The sequence below is a fragment of the Nonomuraea sp. NPDC050310 genome (assembly GCF_040655795.1).
Lineage (GTDB): Bacteria > Actinomycetota > Actinomycetes > Streptosporangiales > Streptosporangiaceae > Nonomuraea.
The window spans coordinates 12,905-27,798 of sequence record NZ_JBFAKP010000042.1 but is presented as its reverse complement, the minus strand read 5'-3'; the positions used below and the strand labels follow the sequence as shown (position 1 = coordinate 27,798).

Genomic DNA, 14,894 nt, shown 5'->3' with positions numbered 1-14,894 from the left:
GCCGGTGCGGCGGCGGAGGCTGCTGCGGGGGGAACGGCCAGCAGGCTGCCGAGCAGGAACGCGCTCAGCAGCAGTGCTGTCCTCTTCACTTGGGGGTCCCTTTCTCATGACACGAAGGGGTCCCATGCTGCTCAGGAGGGATTGCGGGTCACTTGGATCTCACTGGTGCCAGCTCGATCACGTCAGGGCGACGGGATTCCCGGCTCGGAGCGCCCGTCAGTCCTCCACCCGTTCCAGCGGGTCCAGGCAGAGCCAGAAACCGTTCCGGCCCACCTCGGCCAGCACCACGTGACGGCCGGCGTCGGACTCGTGCGCGCGGAACTCCACCGCCACCAGATCGTCCTCGTCCTCGTCCTCCTCGTCGTCGATCAGGCGGAGCCGCAGGACGTCCTCGCCCTCCATCCGCCAGCGGAAGGCCAGCGTCTCCTCGCCGTGGAGGGCCGAGTGGTGGCGCAGCTCGCCCGTGCCGGCGGCGGAGAAGACGACCTCGTCGACGAACAGCACCCCCGCCGTGCCGTTCGCCGAACGCCAGCGGCCCACCAGCCGCCCGCCGTCTGCCATCGGTGCCTCCGCGTGTTGTCTCGTCTTCGTTTCGTCCCAGACGACGAAGATACCTAGCGGCCTCCGAACAAGGCTCTCACCAGAGCAAACACTATGAAGGAGTCATGTCGACCATCACGTGCGGGATCGACCGGGCCGAAAAGGCACCACGACGTCGCCCTGGTCGACGCGGCATCGGTCACCTCATGACGACGGACCCATGGGTTCCGCTGATCGACCTCACCCGAACGCCTGGATCTAACGGACGGCCCAGGACTCACAAGCCCCGGGCGAGCAGAGTGCTCACGCACCGTCGGCCACCCACTAGGCGGTCTGCAGGATGTGGCGGAGTCGGGTGGCGTAGGCGCGGGGGTGGGTGGTGTTGCCGTTGTGGCCGCCGGGGAATTCGCGCAGGTCGGTGCCGAGCAGGTCGGCCAGGGCACGGGCGCACGTGTAGTCGAAGACGGTTCGCGGGGTGGTCTGCCCGGCGACCGGGATGATGCGGGTCGACGTGGTGGCCAGAGCGGTGACGTCGAGGGTGTCGTGCAGGATGGCGGTGAAGTCGTGCTCGACGAAGAAGTCGAAGTTGCGCATCCGCTGGGGCGTCATCGGGTGTGAGGTGAGGTCGGGTTCGGCGTCGGGGCTGGCGGGGTCGATGCCGAGCACCTGGGCGACCGCTTCGAGGGTCGCGCCCAGGCCGTCCCTGCGGTGGATGTCCTGGATCTCCCGCAGTTCCGCCTCGTGGTGGACGCGCTGCTCGACGGGGAGCAGCCGCGGCGTGACCGGCTCGTGTGCGACGAGGACGCTGACCTGGCCGGGGTGACGCAGGGCCAGGTGGAAGCCGATCGAGGCGCCCAGACTGCAGCCGAGCATGAGGACGGGCTGGTCGGTGAGTTCGGCGAGCAGGTGGTGCACGTCGTCGGCGTGCTGGGCGAGGGTCACGCCCTGGCCGGGCGTGGTCAGCGCGCTGCGGGACAGGCCGCGGCGGTCGTAGGTGACGACGGTGTAGCTGTCGGTGAGCTGGTTGACGAGGTCGGTGCTGCGGCCGGCGTCGCCTTCGCCGCTTTGGGAGATGAGCAGCATCGGGCCGGTGCCGCGCACCTCGTAGTAGAGCGTGGCGCTGGGGGTCATGTCAGGTGTCCCTTCACCGAGGGGTTGGACTGCCTTGGGTGAGATCAACCATAAAGCATCAAATTTGATACATCAAATTAGATGCATCTCTTCTGATGTATCTTGGGCCCATGAACGGAGTCGACCTGTTCCTGCTGGGCCGCACACTGATGAAGATCGGCGAGGAAGCGCTGCCCACCGAGGGAATCGGCGAGCAGCCGGCCAGTGCCCGCACGGTGCTGATCGTGGTGAGCGACGTGCGCGGGCACCCCGGCTCGGCGGTCGGCGAGATCGCCGCGCGCACCGGCCTGCCGCAGAGCGCGGTCTCGGCTGCGGTGGCCCGGCTCCGCGAGGCCGACGCCGTCATCACCGAACCGGATCCCCGCGACCGCCGCCGGCTCCTCATCCGGCCCGCACCGCAGATCTCCGACCGGGTGGGACAGGTCCGCGCGACCTCCATCGATGCGGCCCTGGCCAAAGCCCTGGACACCACCGACCCGCAGCGGGTCGCCGAGGTCACCACCTTGCTGGAGGAACTCGCACGGCACCTGACTCCGCAGGCGCTCACCCGCCTGCGCGACACCCCATAGGGCGCGACACCGCATAGGGATCGTGTCACCAGCCCCGAACGAGCGGGCTCGGCAGCCCGAGGCCATCTCCAGCGCTGGTTGGCGGCCTCCGGGTGCGGGGGCGTCCGGCCTCGCCCGCAAGCCGGTCATCTGCAGTCCAGCCTGCTCACCCTCCCACTCTCCCAGCGGCGATCTGGCGGCCCTGGGTGGTCTGCACGACGACCGGCAGGCCGTCGGGGACGACGCCGTGCAACCGGGTGAGCAGGTCGTCGACCGGCGGAGGCTCGCTGGGCGCGCGTACGGCGACGAAGAACGTGCGCGCCTGCATCTGCACGCCGATGACGGCAGCGTCCGGCGTGCCCGCGAGCCACTCGGCCGCCACCTCCTTCACCTGCCCCTCCCATCGGGAGATCACGTACGTGGCGGCCGTGCTCAGGATCAGGACCGCGGCGACGACCACACTGAGCGCGCTGAGCGCCAGGACCGCACGCCGGCGCGAGCGCGCGGGCTCGGGCGGCGCGGTGTAGCCGAGCGTGGCGAAGACGAAGGTGCCCGCCAGGACCAGCGACAGCATGTTGGACAGGAACAGCACCAGCGCGCCCAGTGCCAGCCACGGCGCGCCGTCGCCCAGGCAGACGCCGACGACCACGAGCGGCGGCACCAGCGAGATCGCGATCGCGACTCCTGGCAGGACCGCCGCGACGTCTCGCCGGGCGAGCGCGATCGCCCCGGCCAGTCCTGTGGCGATGGCCGCGACGAGGTCGGCTAGTCCGGGTGAGGTACGGCCGGCGATCTGGCTGTTGGCCAGCAGCTCGAACGAGCTGGGCACCACCAGCGAGAACACCATGCCGATCGCCACGACCGCGCCCATGCCGCCCAGCACGAACCACCCGGCCCCGATCTTCGAGCGTTTCACCAGGCCGAGCGCCATGCCCATGATGGGCGTCGACAGCGGGGCGATGATCATCGCGCCGATCACGGTGGCCGTGGAGTCGGAGATCACCCCCGCCGCCGCGATCACGGACGACAGCACCAGCATGATCCAGAACGCCGAGTAGCGGGAGGTACGGTCCCCCGCCCGCAGATCGAGGTCGGTGGTGAGCTCGTCGAGCGTCCGGCGCTGCGCCAGTGGAACCAGGCGCTCTCTCAGCTCGGTCAGCATCGGCTGCCTACGGCGTGACGATGTCGAAGTCGCGGACCGGCTCGTCCAGCAGGCCGACGAGGGTGGTGACGATCGCCGGGTCGCCTTCGGCCTGGACGCCGTCGAGGTTCCCGGTCGCGATGACGCCGAGGAGCTGTGGCTTGGTCAGGGTGAGGGTGAGGTCGGCAGGACCGGCGTCCTTGCCGGTGCTCTGGGTCAGGACGCCGTTGGCGAGGCTGAGCCGTACGGTCTGGTCCAGGTCGGTGAAGACCCAGTCGATCACGAGCCGGGTGTCCCAGGCGCGCGGCCCGTCGACGCGAATGGCCAGAGAGTCGAAGAGTTGCTCCAGGGTGAGCGCGCCGGCGACGTCCGGGCTGGTGGTGTCGATGCTCGCCGGGGCCTTGTGCCCGCGCAGCTCCGCGGCGCCCTGGAGGTAGAAGTTGCGCCAGGTGCCGTTCTCCGCGCCGTGGCCGAGCCGGTCGTAGACCCGGGCCAGCAGGTCACGGGCCTCGGTGTGGCCGGGGTCGGCGAAGACGACGTAGTTCAGCACCTGGGCGGCCCAGCGCAGCTCGCCCGACTCCAGCGCCTGCTTCGCCTTCGGCAGGATGCTCGGCGCGCCGCCCATGTACTCGACGTGCTTCTTGGCCGACTCCTCGGGCGGCAGCTCCCACAGATGGGCGGGGTTGCCGTCGAACCAGCCCATGTAGCGCTGGTAGATCGCCTTCACGTTGTGCGAGACCGAGCCGTAGTAGCCGCGCGCGTGCCAGGCCCGCTCCAGCGCGGGCGGGAGCTGGATGCGCTCGGCGATCTCCGGGCCCGTGTAGCCCTGGTTGAGCAGGCGGAGGGTCTGGTCGTGCAGGTAGGCGTACAGGTCGCGCTGCTGGGACAGGAAGGCGGTCAGCTCCGCCGTACCCCAGGTGGGCCAGTGGTGGGAGGCGAACAGCACGTCGGAATCGGCGGCGAACAGCTCGATCGCCTCGGTCAGGTAGCGGGCCCACACGCGCGGGTCGCGCACCAGCGCGCCACGCAGGGTCAGGACGTTGTGCAGCGTGTGCGTGGCGTTCTCGGCCATGCAGAGAGCGCGGCGTTCTGGCAGGTGGAAGTTCATCTCGGCCGGGGCCTCGGTGCCGGGGGTGAGCTGGAAGACCAGGCGGACGCCGTCGATCACCTCCTCCTGGCCGGTCCCGGTGATCGACAAGGTGGGCTCGATGAGGGAGATCGTCCCGGTGGAGGTGGTCTGGCCGAGCCCGGCGCCGATCTGGCCGTCTGGCCCCTTGGCGAGTTCGGCGCCGTACATGTAGATGGCGCGGCGATTCATGGCGGTGCCCGCGTAGACGTTCTCCGCGACCGCGTGTTCGAGGAATCCGGAGGGGGCGATGATCGGGACGTTCGCGTCATCGGGGACGACGCCGCGCACGCCGCCGAAGTGGTCGGCGTGCGAGTGGGTGTAGATGACCGCGACCACCGGGCGCTCGCCGCGGTGCGCCCGGTAGAGGGCCAGCGCGGCCTCGGCCGGTTCGACCGACAGCAGCGGGTCGACGACGATGACGCCGCGCTCGCCCTCGATGAAGGTGACGTTCGACAGGTCGAAGCCGCGCACCTGGTAGATGCCCTCGGTCACCTCGAACAGGCCGTGCTTGGCGTTGAGGGCGGACTGCCGCCACAGGCTCGGGTTGGCCGTCGGCGGGCAGTCGGCGTCGAGGAAGGCGTACCAGCCCAGGTCCCAGACCACCCGCCCCGCCGCGTCCTTGATCTCGGACTGCGACGTGGTGCCGACGAAGCCCCTGTCGGCATTGGCGACATCGGTGTGGTCGTCGAACGAGGGCAGGGTGGTCACGGCCTCTCCTCAGCTTTGCTCATGATCGCTGCGTTCCGGGTCGTGTCCGGATATGCACCATGGCAGTCGCAGGCTGGCGTCAAGTCCTCGCCACGAGGCGCTGCGAGCCTCGTGGAGGGCGCGGTTCCACCCCGGCGCCTGAGCGCCGATCCGGCCGCTCCTGACTCGACCCGGACGCGGCCGGGCGGCAAGACGCTGGGACATGCGACGCAGACGGCAGGGCATTCCGCGGACCCGCCGGGCTGCCTACCGTGGATCGCACCCACCCCCACTGATCAGGAGTGCAACCATGCGTGCTGTGATCCAGACCGCCTTCGGCGGCCCCGAGGTCTTGCAGGTCGTCGAGACCGAACGACCTGCACCGTTGTCCGGCGAGGTGGTGATCCACGTGCGGGCCAGCGGGTTGAACCCGGTCGACGCCGCCGTGCGCTCAGGCGCCTATCCCCTGCTCGGTCAGCCGCCGTTCGGCGTCGGCTGGGACATCTCCGGAGTCGTGGCGGAGGCAGCCCCCGGCGCCAGGTTCCAGGTGGGCGAGGAGGTGTACGGCATGCCGTTCTTCCCCCGGGCCGCGACCGGCTACGCCGACTACGTCGCGACGCCCTCGCGCCAGGTCGCCCGCAAGCCCGCGGGCGTCGGCCACGTGCACGCCGCGGCGCTGCCGCTGGCCGGGCTCACCGCCTGGCAGGGCCTGGTGGACGCGGCCAAGGTCGGCCAGGGTGACCGGGTGCTGATCCACCGGGCGGCGGGCGGGGTCGGTCACCTGGCTGTGCAGATCGCCAAGGCCAGAGGCGCTCACGTGATCGCACTGGCCAGCGCCGGCAAGCACGAGTTCGTCCGGTCCCTCGGCGCCGACGAGGCCATCGACTACCGGACGGTCGATTTCACCGAGGTGCTCGGCGACCTGGACGTCGTCCTCGACTCCAGTTCGCAGGGCGAGCGCTCGCTGGCCGTACTCAAGCCGGGTGGCGTGCTCGTCAGCATCATGGAGCACGGGAACGCCGAGCTCGCCGCGAAGGTGGAGGCGGCCGGCCGGCGCTTCGCCGGAGTCTCGGTCGAGCCCGACTACGCGGCGCTGGAGGCCATCGCCGAACTGGTCGACACCGGCCGGCTGCGCCCGCACGTCGAGCAGACCTTCCCGCTGGAGGAGGTGGGCAAGGCGCACGAGCTGCTGGAGTCCGGCCAGGTCCGGGGCAAACTCGTGCTGACGCTATAAAGCAGGACATGGATCTGCTTGCCGAAGCGCTGGAGTCGATGCGGACCGGGCGCCCGACCTCCATCCGGACCGACGGTCACGCGCCATGGGGGCTGGAACTGCCGCCCACCGCGGGCGCCGGCTTCCATGTGGTGCTGCACGGCTCGTGCTGGCTGGTGCCCGTGGGCGCCGCGCACCCGACGCCGGCCCTGCTGGAGAGCGGCGACGTGGTCTTCCTGCGCAGCGGCTCCCGCTTCGTGCTGGCCGACCACCCGGACACGCCCGCCCAGGTTCCCAGGCCCGAGCAGTACACGAAGGCGCCGCCCATCGGCTCGGTCGTGCTGGGCGCCGCACAGCCGGACGGCCGCGGCGCCCGCACCAGCCTGCTGTGCGGCAACTACCACCTCGACCTGGCCCGGCCCCACCCGCTGCTCCGCCAGCTTCCCGAGGTGATCCACCTGCCCACCCGGCACGGTCGCCACAGCGGGCTGGCCGCCGCGGTCCGACTGCTCGGCGCCGAACTCGATCATCCCCGCATCGGCTCGCAGGGCATCGTGCCCGCCCTGATCGACTCCTTGCTGCTGTACATCCTGCGGGCCTGGCTCGAAGAGCAGCCCGCGGCGGCCCACGGCTGGTCGGCCGCGCTGCGCGACTCCGCGGTCGTCGCCGCGCTGACCGCCATCCACGACGTCCCCTCGGCGGCCTGGACGGTCGAGTCGCTGGCCGTACGCTCCGGCCTGTCTCGCGCCGCCTTCGCCAAAAGGTTCGCCACCCTGGTCGGCGAACCGCCCATGGCCTACCTGACCCGCTGGCGCATGACGCTGGCCGCCAAACTCCTGCGGGACTCCGACATCCCGCTGACCACCGTCGCCGCGCAGACGGGCTACAGCACGGAGTTCGCCTTCGCCAAGGCGTTCAAGCGGGAGTACGGCATCGCCCCCGGCCATTACCGCCGCCAGGTCAGAGCCGCATGACCCGTTCTTTCCCTGACTCTCGAAAGGTCCCCTCTGATGCCCACCATCCCCTGGATCCGTGTCGGCACCCCGCCCCACCCTGAAACGTTGGTCATGGCTTCGCGGCTGGAGGTCAGATCGTTGCGTCAGGTGCCGGGCTTTCTCACGGCCTCGTTGCGACTGCTTCTGCAGGCCCGTCGAGCGCCTGGCGCGCTGGGTGTCTCGTTGCGGGCGGAGCTGTTCAAGCGCACCTTCTGGACGGTTTCCGCCTGGACCGACAAGGCTGCCGTGTACGCCTACTCCGCGGCGGAACCGCACAGGTCGACCATGCGGCGCCAGCGTGCGGTGATGCGGGAGTCCACGTTCGTCTTCTGGACGATGCCCGCCGACCAGTTGCCCGTGCAGTGGGATCAGGTGCGCGACCGCATCGCCCGTGAGCGCTCCACAGATGCGTGAGGCGCTCTGTGATCAGCAGGACTGATCTCTGTGCCGGCTGTCACACGCGGACCTCCGCCACCTCTTCGCGAGCCTGTACTACGTCACCGCCCGGAGGGATCGGGGTCTCCCTGTTCACGCTGCTTGAACTCTTCCTGTTCACCCCTGCCAGGAGCTTGAGTTCAGTCGGCCTCCCCACTCGACCTTCGCCTGGCCCCCGTGGTCTCGCCCTCCCGCGGAAACGCCCCGGGTCGGCATAGGTCCATTTGAGGGGGCAGGGGACTCCGATGACGCATGAGACCGACCAAGCGATTCGCAGCACTGCGCGAGCCTTGATCACCGCAGCGTTCACAGGAGAGAAGGAGCTGCTCGACTACGTCTCCGGCATGGTTACCGACGAGGAACGGATGTCTCTCGCGGACCATGTCATTGATCTCCACGTGATGGTGGTGGCCCTGGTGTCCGACGAACCCGGCCTGGACAGCGTGACGTCGGACGGCGGCCCGTTGAGGCCGGATCATGACCTGCTGGGCGAGGTGCTCGTTCTAGCCTTCTACACCGCGGAACTGCTTCGGGTCCGCTTCCGTGACGAAACGGTGGCATGGCAACAGCTTCGGTCTCTACTGCTCCTGGACGCGGACCAGGAATGACCTTGGACCTACTACACGATCATGTGTAGACACGGGAGCGAGATTCCTCGGCAACCCCCTTGCCCACATGGTCATGAAGTGTTTCGGGCACTCCCAACCCTGAATAATTTTATCACATTACCATAACGGTGCCTGTTCAATCCCGCCGTAAGGCGCAAGATGACAATATCGCGCCCCACAGGCTCGATGCGAAACGTTCTGGCTTTACTCCTCGCCTCGCACTCGCGCATAGATGCGCGTGCGCGCCAACGGACCGACCAGGAGGCTCGCGTGAACGGCGAAAGCAATAGGGGTGCCACAGCGGTCAGATTTGCCATGGCGGTCGTCTTATTAGTGACGATATCCGGGGCGCTTGCCGTGGCCGCCCAGGAGTTGGCCCCAGCGGGAATGGGATGGCTGCTGACACTCGCAGGACATCTGATTGCGGCCATCGCGAGCGGTCTGGGAGTTTATATCTCCGGGCACCACGGGAAGGCCAGCGGCTCCACCGGCGGCAAACCACCCAGGTCGGCAGTGAAGACGGTGCTGCTCGATCCGAGGTTTTGGGTAGCCCTTACCACCTCTGCGATCATTGTTTGGTGGGTTTCGTCTGTTTACGATCCGACAAAGCAAGCATCTCCCCCTCCCCCGCCACCGAAGGGGTTGGACTTGGGCGGATACTGCCTGGAAAACGGATTCGAGCGCTACCGGCAGAATCGCTGCTCCACAGAGATACCCCGCGAGGAGATATGTGACTGGGAGCACGGCACGAAGGACTCAGTACTTGTTTACCAATCCAACGATCCCGACACCGGCGTCTGCTTGGACAAGAAAGGCAAAAAGACGAAGGGGGTCGCGAGGATGCCGGATTACTGCCGCGAGAAATTCACGAAGCTGCCCGGCATCGAGCTGGACCATATGGGAACCGGCGTCTACCATTGTGCGGCCCCCGTGGACATGGACTTGGTCTGCATCGAGCAACACAATGACAAGACCCTTAGAGCCGTCAAGCAAGGCAAGGCATTGGTCTGCCTTCCCCAGTCCGGCACCACTCCTCCAGGCTGAATACCCGCAAAATCCACAGGCCGACTTCAGCGGCCATCGGGTCCGCAGCAGAGCCGCAGGCGATCAAAGAGTCCCCGCAGAGCGGCGGAGAGCGCGAGGGGCACGGCGCCTTGCGCGTGCTCCACGGAGGACGTGACCACGAGCCGCCGGGCATCCCGATTCGCGCGCCGTACATGGAGGGCTCCTGAAGCCTGGCGCGACGCCTGCAGGCCGGGGCCGCACGCCAGCCGGACACGATCGCGGCCCGACGTCATCCTAGGTTGACGCTCGACCGGTCGTCAACCTAAGATGACGGCGTGGAGGACGGCCGATCGCAGTACTCGCCCAGGCGATGAGCGCCTGTTCCGCAGTCAGAACAGCCCGCACACACCCGACGTCGGCGATCACGGCTTGACGTGCCGACATGCGCTGCCCGGAGAACAGACCGGGCGAGGAGGACGAACAATGGCGGTGCCATCAGTGACCCGAGAAGCTCTCGCAGTCGCGGTGACGGCCAATCTGCCGGTCATCCTCTGGGGTGCGCCGGGCACCGGCAAGACGTCCGCGGTGACCGCGCTCGGCGCAGTCGCCGGCCTGCCCGTCGAGGTGGTGGTCGGCTCGATCCGCGAGCCCAGCGACTTCTCCGGCCTGCCGGTGCTGCGTGAGGGCAGCACCTGGTTCGCGCCGCCGCGATGGGCCGAGCGGCTCGCCGCCGAGGGCGCCGGCCTGCTGTTCCTCGACGAGCTGACCACCGCGCCGCCGGCCGTACAGGCTGCCATGCTGCGGGTGGTGCTGGAGCGCACGGTCGGTGACCTGGTGCTGCCGGACGAGGTGCGGATCGTGGCCGCGGCCAACCCGCTGGACCAGGCCGCCGACGGCTGGGACCTGTCCGCGCCGCTGGCCAACCGGCTCATCCACCTGAACTGGACCGTCTCGGCCGACGATATCGCCGAGGGTTTCGCCGGAGGCTTCGCCGTACCGGAGCTCGACGTGAAGGACGCCGCCGGGCCCGCCGAGGTGGCCGGCGCGCGGGCGCTGGTCGGGGCGTTCCTGCGGGTACGGCCGGAACTCGTGCTGGCGGTGCCCGGCAGTCCCGACCGGGCGGGCCGCGGCTGGCCCAGCCCGCGGAGCTGGGAGATGACCGCACGGGCGGTCGCCGCGTGCGAGCACACGGGCGCCGGCGAGCCGGTCCTGGCCGAGCTGGTGCTCGGCGCGGTCGGTGAGGCGGCCGGCTTCGAGCTGCTTTCCTGGCGCCGCAACCTCGACCTGCCCGACCCGAAGACCCTGCTGAACGACCCCCGGGCTCCCCTGCCCGAACGCCTCGACCGGCTGCATGCCCTGCTCGGCGCGGTGGTGGCGTACGTGCACTCGGACGGTACGGCGGGCACCTGGGAGCGGGCGTGGGCGGTGGTGGCCCGGGTCGCGCGCACCGCGCCGGACGTGGCGGCGACCGCGGCCCGGTCGCTGGCCCGCTCCCGGCCCGAGGGCGCGACCCTGCCCAGGACGATGCTCGACCTCGCGCCGGTGCTGCGCGCGGCGGGGCTCATGCGATGAGCGCCGAGGGCCCCCGCGCTCCCGCCCACGAGGAGGCGGTGGGCGCCCGGATCGCCGCCGCACGGCTGTGGGCGGCGCACCGGGCGCCCTACCTCGCCTCGGCCGTCTTCGCCCTGAACCCGGTGATCCTGGAACCGGCCCTGGACGAGGACACCGGCGCGCCCGTCGCCGACCCGGAGTTCCGCGCCTTCCCCGCCGACACCCGGTGGAACCTGTACGTGGAACCGGGCACCGCGCTGGCCACCCCGGTCGAGGAGGTCGGCTGGTGGATGCTGCACCAGGTGGGCCATCTGGTGCGTGGCCACGCGGCCCGCTCGCCGGTGCGGCCGGAGCCGGGCCAGGAGGTGAGCCACGCCGCGGGCGCGGTCCGCGACGAGGAGGCCCACCGCTGGAACCAGGCCGCCGACGCCGAGATCAACGACGACCTCGAGGCCGAGGACCTGCGCGCCCCGGCGGGCGTGGTGTCACCCACCGAGCTGGGCCTTCCGGTCAACCGCACCGCCGAGGAGTACGTGCCGATGCTCGACGTGCTGGCCCAGGCCATGGGCCGCGGCGGGCGGGCGCTGGCGGAGGCGATCGACTGCGGCAGCGCGGTGGACGGCCGGGAGCGCGCCTACGAGGACGGCGGCTCCGGCGAAGGGCTCACCCAGCTCGACAGGGAACTGCTCGAACGCTCCATCGCGGCGGGTATCCGGGACCGGATCAGCGCGCGCAGCGAGGTGCCGTCGGGCTGGCGCCGCTGGGCCGAGGAGCGCCTGCGCCCCTCGGTGAACTGGCGGGCCCGGCTGAGCGCGACGATCCGGCGCGGGGTGAGCACGGTGGCCGGTCAGGTCGACTTCAGCTATCGCCGCCCGTCGCGCCGCGCCGGCGCCTACACCGACATCGTGCCCCCGTCGATGGTGCGCGCGGTCCCGGACACCGTGCTGGTGATCGACACCTCCGGCAGCGTCACCGGCGACGTGCTGAACCGGCTGCTCGCCGAGGTGACCGGGATCATCGCGGGCGTGGCAGGGCCGAACCGGCGGCTGCGGGCGTTCTGCTGCGACGTCCAGCCCCACCCCGTCCAGGTGGTGCGCCGGGCGAGCGACATCGAACTGGCCGGTGGCGGCGGCACCGACATGCGGGCCGGTATCGCCGCGGCGATGGCGCTGCGGCCCCGTCCCGACCTGGTCGTCGTGCTGACCGACGGCGAGACTCCGTGGCCCGAGCAGCGCCCTGCGGCGCAGGTGGTGATCTGCCTGATCGGCGACGGCGGGCACGCACCCGGCTGGGCGTCCGTGGCCCGCCTCCCGGCGGACCCGCCGCGGCGGCCGGCGAAAGGAGAGTCATGACGACGAGCTACGCCGAGGAGCCGAGTCCCGAGCCGCTGCACGAGTGGCGGGCACGCGGTTTCACCGTCGCCGACGCCCGGCAGTGGATCGAGGCCGGCTCCTCGATCAACGACGCCGAGCGGTGGCGCAAGGCCGGCGTCTACACAGCGGCCGATGCGCGGCCGTGGCGCACCGCCGGAGCCACCCCGTACACCGTGGATCTGTGGCTGCGGGCCGGCATGACGCCGCGGGACGCGGTGCGGTGGCGCGAACTGGGCTATTCGCCCGAGGAGGCGGCGGACCGGCACCTCGCCGGGGAACGCCCGCACCCGCGCGGATGGCTGTGGCGGCTGCTGCACCGGGGCGGGAGGCCGGGCGAGGCGTTCGCCGACGAGGAGCGCTCCGGCAGCATGCGGGAGCTGCTGCGGGCGGGCATCCCGGCGGGCCGGGCACGCGCCTACGTGGAGGCGGGCTGGACGGGCTCCGACGCGGTGGAGTGGGCGAGACGCGGCATCGAGGCGGGACAGGCCCGGGTCTTCGGAGCGCTCGGCCTGTCCGCCCGCGAGGCCGGACGGGTGGTCGCCTCGGGGCAGGACGCCACGTCCCTGATGACCGAGTTCTGGCGTGCCGGGGTGCCGATCGACGAGGTGGCGGCCTGGCGTGCGGCGGGTTTCACCGCGGAGGAGGCGGCCCGGATGCGGGCCGAGGGCACCGACGTCGAGCAGGCCAAGGTACTGCGAGCCTTGATCGAGGGCGACGAGCCCTGACCCGAGACGGACCGGAAGGCGGCAGGCCGAGGACCTGCCGCCGATGCGGCCCTTGCGCTCCCATCAGTTGCCGGCCGTCCACGATCGGTGCGTCCGTCCAGCCGGGCGGTCCACGAGGTCACCCTTTCCGTACGGCCGGAGGATCGTTCTTGTACGGCAAGCAGCCGCGGCCGGCCAACCCTGGCTTACCTCTGCCTGCTCACCACCCGAAACGAGCACCTCCCGTGCGAGGGCGGGTTGGCGATCAGCAGCGGGCGACGATGTGGCGGGCACGCGGCTGGTGGTGCCATTCACCGGCCGGGGCGCGATGGAGGAATTCCTCGCGCAGTCGGTCGACGAAGGCTTCGCCGCGGGTTTCAGCGAGCGCCCGGAGCGGCCCGGATCGGGTGTGGGCGTCGAAGAACGTCGTCGCGTCCGGGTGGGACATGGGGTAGGACAGGTACTCGTCCCGCTCGATCACGAGGCCGTGCGCGGTCGACGCCGGCAGGAGCCGGCGTTCCCAGGAGCTGTCCTCGGCGGGCAGCCGCGCTCGCAGGACGTCGGCGATGAGCGCGAACGGCCCGTCGTCCTCGGCGCTGTCGGGCCAGAAGACAACAGACAGGCGTCCGCCCGGGCGCAGCGCACCGGCCCACGACCGGAGGGCGAGGTCGGGTTCGGGCAACTGCTGAAGCCCGAACACCGACACCACGGCCGCGCACCTGCCCGACCATCGCGGGTCGAGGGTCGAGGCGTCGCCTTGGACGGCGGATGCCTGCCGGTGGCGGGCGGCGCGCTCGCGGGCCAGGCGGACCATGCCGGCGGACAGATCGATGCCGACGATCTCGCGCCCGGGCAGGTGCTCGCTCAGCACGTCCAGCTCCGGGAATGTCCCGCAGCACGGGACCAGGACCGGCCCTTCCGGCAGCGGCCCGTGGGTGAGCGCCCGCACCGCGCTGGCCACCCACGGGGCGAAGCGCGGAACGTAGTAGGCCTCGTACCCGTCGGCGGCCTCGTCCCAGCCCCGGGCCACCCGGGCGAGCCGTTCAGCATGCTCGGTCATCGCGCCTCCCCGATCCGTTCGTCGCCGTCCGACTTCACAGTGACCGTCACCTGCCCCATGCGCGGCGGTGCTATTTCTTGACTCGGTAACGCAGGTGGAGGACGCCCGTGCCTTCGACGACCGCGATGGGCCCGTCGAACTGCACCGGTGCGGTGCCGAGCTCGCCGAACAGCGTCTTCCCTCCGCCCAGCACGACCGGCACCAACTCGACGCCGACCTCGTCGAGCAGACCGGCCTCCAGGCACTGCCGGGCCATCTGCCCGCCGTTGACGGCGACGTTCTTGTCCCCGGCCAGTTCCTTGGCCTTGGCCACCGCCGCCTCGATGCCGCCGGTGACGAAGACGAAGTCGTCATCGTCGTCCGGACGGTCGTCGGGGCGCCGGTGGGTGAGCACCACCGTGGTCACGTCCATCGGGTGGCGCCCGCCCCAGGCGTTGGTCATGTCGAAGAGGTGCCTGCCGACGATCAGCGCGCCGGTGTCGTCCCATTCGGGCTTGACCAGCGCGGCGCTGGCCGCGGAGATGCGGAGCCGCGGCGGGATCTCGACCTCGCCGTTGCCGTACCACTGGAACAGCAGGTCGAACCCGCTTTCTCCCGGCCCGGCGATGTAGCCGTCGAGCGACATCGTGGCGCCCGTGGTGACCTTGCCCATCGCGTTGTCTCCTTCGCTGTCGAGAACCCGGCGCTTTGGCCGGGCATGCAGCACAGCGTCGCAGTCGGGGGGCGACCGCCACAGGCGTGGTCACCACGTGCCCGGCACGCGACCACCACCTA

At 70.6% G+C, this 14,894-nt stretch carries 15 protein-coding genes; 9 read left to right on the top strand and 6 right to left on the bottom strand.

Features of this window, described 5'->3' with window-relative positions; all coding sequences use genetic code 11:
* Positions 1 to 216: 216 nt before the first annotated feature.
* Together AB0I67_RS42235 and AB0I67_RS42230 are read right to left on the bottom strand one after the other, a co-directional pair.
* Positions 217 to 561, bottom strand: a complete 345-nt coding sequence (locus tag AB0I67_RS42235) for a hypothetical protein (RefSeq protein ID WP_357936467.1) — start codon at positions 559 to 561, stop codon at positions 217 to 219.
* 303 nt (positions 562 to 864) lie between these two features.
* Positions 865 to 1,671, bottom strand: a complete 807-nt coding sequence (locus tag AB0I67_RS42230) for an alpha/beta hydrolase (RefSeq protein ID WP_357936465.1) — start codon at positions 1,669 to 1,671, stop codon at positions 865 to 867.
* 110 nt (positions 1,672 to 1,781) lie between these two features.
* Between AB0I67_RS42230 and AB0I67_RS42225 the strand changes: the two genes are divergently transcribed.
* A complete protein-coding gene (locus AB0I67_RS42225) occupies positions 1,782 to 2,240 on the top strand; it encodes a MarR family transcriptional regulator (RefSeq protein ID WP_357936463.1) in 459 nt (152 codons plus the stop codon).
* Positions 2,241 to 2,385: 145 nt separating this feature from the next.
* Here AB0I67_RS42225 and AB0I67_RS42220 read toward each other — a convergent pair whose 3' ends face one another.
* Both AB0I67_RS42220 and AB0I67_RS42215 read right to left on the bottom strand, forming a co-directional pair.
* Entirely contained in the window at positions 2,386 to 3,381 is a 996-nt protein-coding gene (locus AB0I67_RS42220) for a DUF389 domain-containing protein (protein ID WP_357936461.1), read from the bottom strand.
* 7 nt (positions 3,382 to 3,388) lie between these two features.
* Positions 3,389 to 5,197 (bottom strand): alkyl sulfatase dimerization domain-containing protein, encoded by a 1,809-nt coding sequence (locus AB0I67_RS42215; protein WP_357936459.1) that lies wholly within the window; start codon positions 5,195 to 5,197, stop codon positions 3,389 to 3,391.
* Between the two features lie 289 nt (positions 5,198 to 5,486).
* Between AB0I67_RS42215 and AB0I67_RS42210 the strand changes: the two genes are divergently transcribed.
* The 8 genes from AB0I67_RS42210 to AB0I67_RS42175 all read left to right on the top strand — a co-directional run bounded on the left by AB0I67_RS42210 (position 5,487) and on the right by AB0I67_RS42175 (position 13,081).
* A complete protein-coding gene (locus AB0I67_RS42210; RefSeq protein ID WP_357936457.1) occupies positions 5,487 to 6,410 on the top strand; it encodes an NADP-dependent oxidoreductase in 924 nt (307 codons plus the stop codon).
* 8 nt (positions 6,411 to 6,418) lie between these two features.
* A complete protein-coding gene (locus AB0I67_RS42205) occupies positions 6,419 to 7,363 on the top strand; it encodes an AraC family transcriptional regulator (protein ID WP_357936455.1) in 945 nt (314 codons plus the stop codon).
* Positions 7,364 to 7,399: 36 nt separating this feature from the next.
* Complete coding sequence (locus AB0I67_RS42200) at positions 7,400 to 7,798, top strand: hypothetical protein (protein ID WP_357936454.1); 399 nt, start codon at positions 7,400 to 7,402, stop codon at positions 7,796 to 7,798.
* A 266-nt stretch (positions 7,799 to 8,064) separates the two neighbouring features.
* Positions 8,065 to 8,427, top strand: coding sequence for a hypothetical protein (locus tag AB0I67_RS42195; RefSeq protein ID WP_357936452.1), 363 nt, complete (start codon positions 8,065 to 8,067; stop codon positions 8,425 to 8,427).
* 270 nt (positions 8,428 to 8,697) lie between these two features.
* The gene (locus AB0I67_RS42190) at positions 8,698 to 9,471 is read left to right on the top strand and encodes a hypothetical protein (RefSeq protein ID WP_357936450.1); all 774 of its coding nucleotides are present in this window, start codon (positions 8,698 to 8,700) and stop codon (positions 9,469 to 9,471) included.
* A gap of 444 nt (positions 9,472 to 9,915) precedes the next feature.
* Positions 9,916 to 11,004, top strand: a complete 1,089-nt coding sequence (locus AB0I67_RS42185) for a MoxR family ATPase (RefSeq protein ID WP_357936448.1) — start codon at positions 9,916 to 9,918, stop codon at positions 11,002 to 11,004.
* On the top strand, positions 11,001 to 12,335 hold the full coding sequence (locus AB0I67_RS42180) for a VWA-like domain-containing protein (RefSeq protein ID WP_357936446.1): 1,335 nt from the start codon (positions 11,001 to 11,003) through the stop codon (positions 12,333 to 12,335). Before AB0I67_RS42185 ends, AB0I67_RS42180 begins: the two co-directional genes overlap by 4 nt.
* On the top strand, positions 12,332 to 13,081 hold the full coding sequence (locus AB0I67_RS42175) for a hypothetical protein (protein ID WP_357936444.1): 750 nt from the start codon (positions 12,332 to 12,334) through the stop codon (positions 13,079 to 13,081). The genes AB0I67_RS42180 and AB0I67_RS42175 overlap by 4 nt, the downstream gene beginning before the upstream one ends.
* Before the next feature lie 244 nt (positions 13,082 to 13,325).
* Here AB0I67_RS42175 and AB0I67_RS42170 read toward each other — a convergent pair whose 3' ends face one another.
* Both AB0I67_RS42170 and AB0I67_RS42165 read right to left on the bottom strand, forming a co-directional pair.
* Entirely contained in the window at positions 13,326 to 14,120 is a 795-nt protein-coding gene (locus tag AB0I67_RS42170; RefSeq protein WP_357936442.1) for a methyltransferase domain-containing protein, read from the bottom strand.
* 70 nt (positions 14,121 to 14,190) lie between these two features.
* Entirely contained in the window at positions 14,191 to 14,772 is a 582-nt protein-coding gene (locus tag AB0I67_RS42165; RefSeq protein WP_357936440.1) for a dihydrofolate reductase family protein, read from the bottom strand.
* Between the last annotated feature and the right edge of the window lie 122 nt (positions 14,773 to 14,894).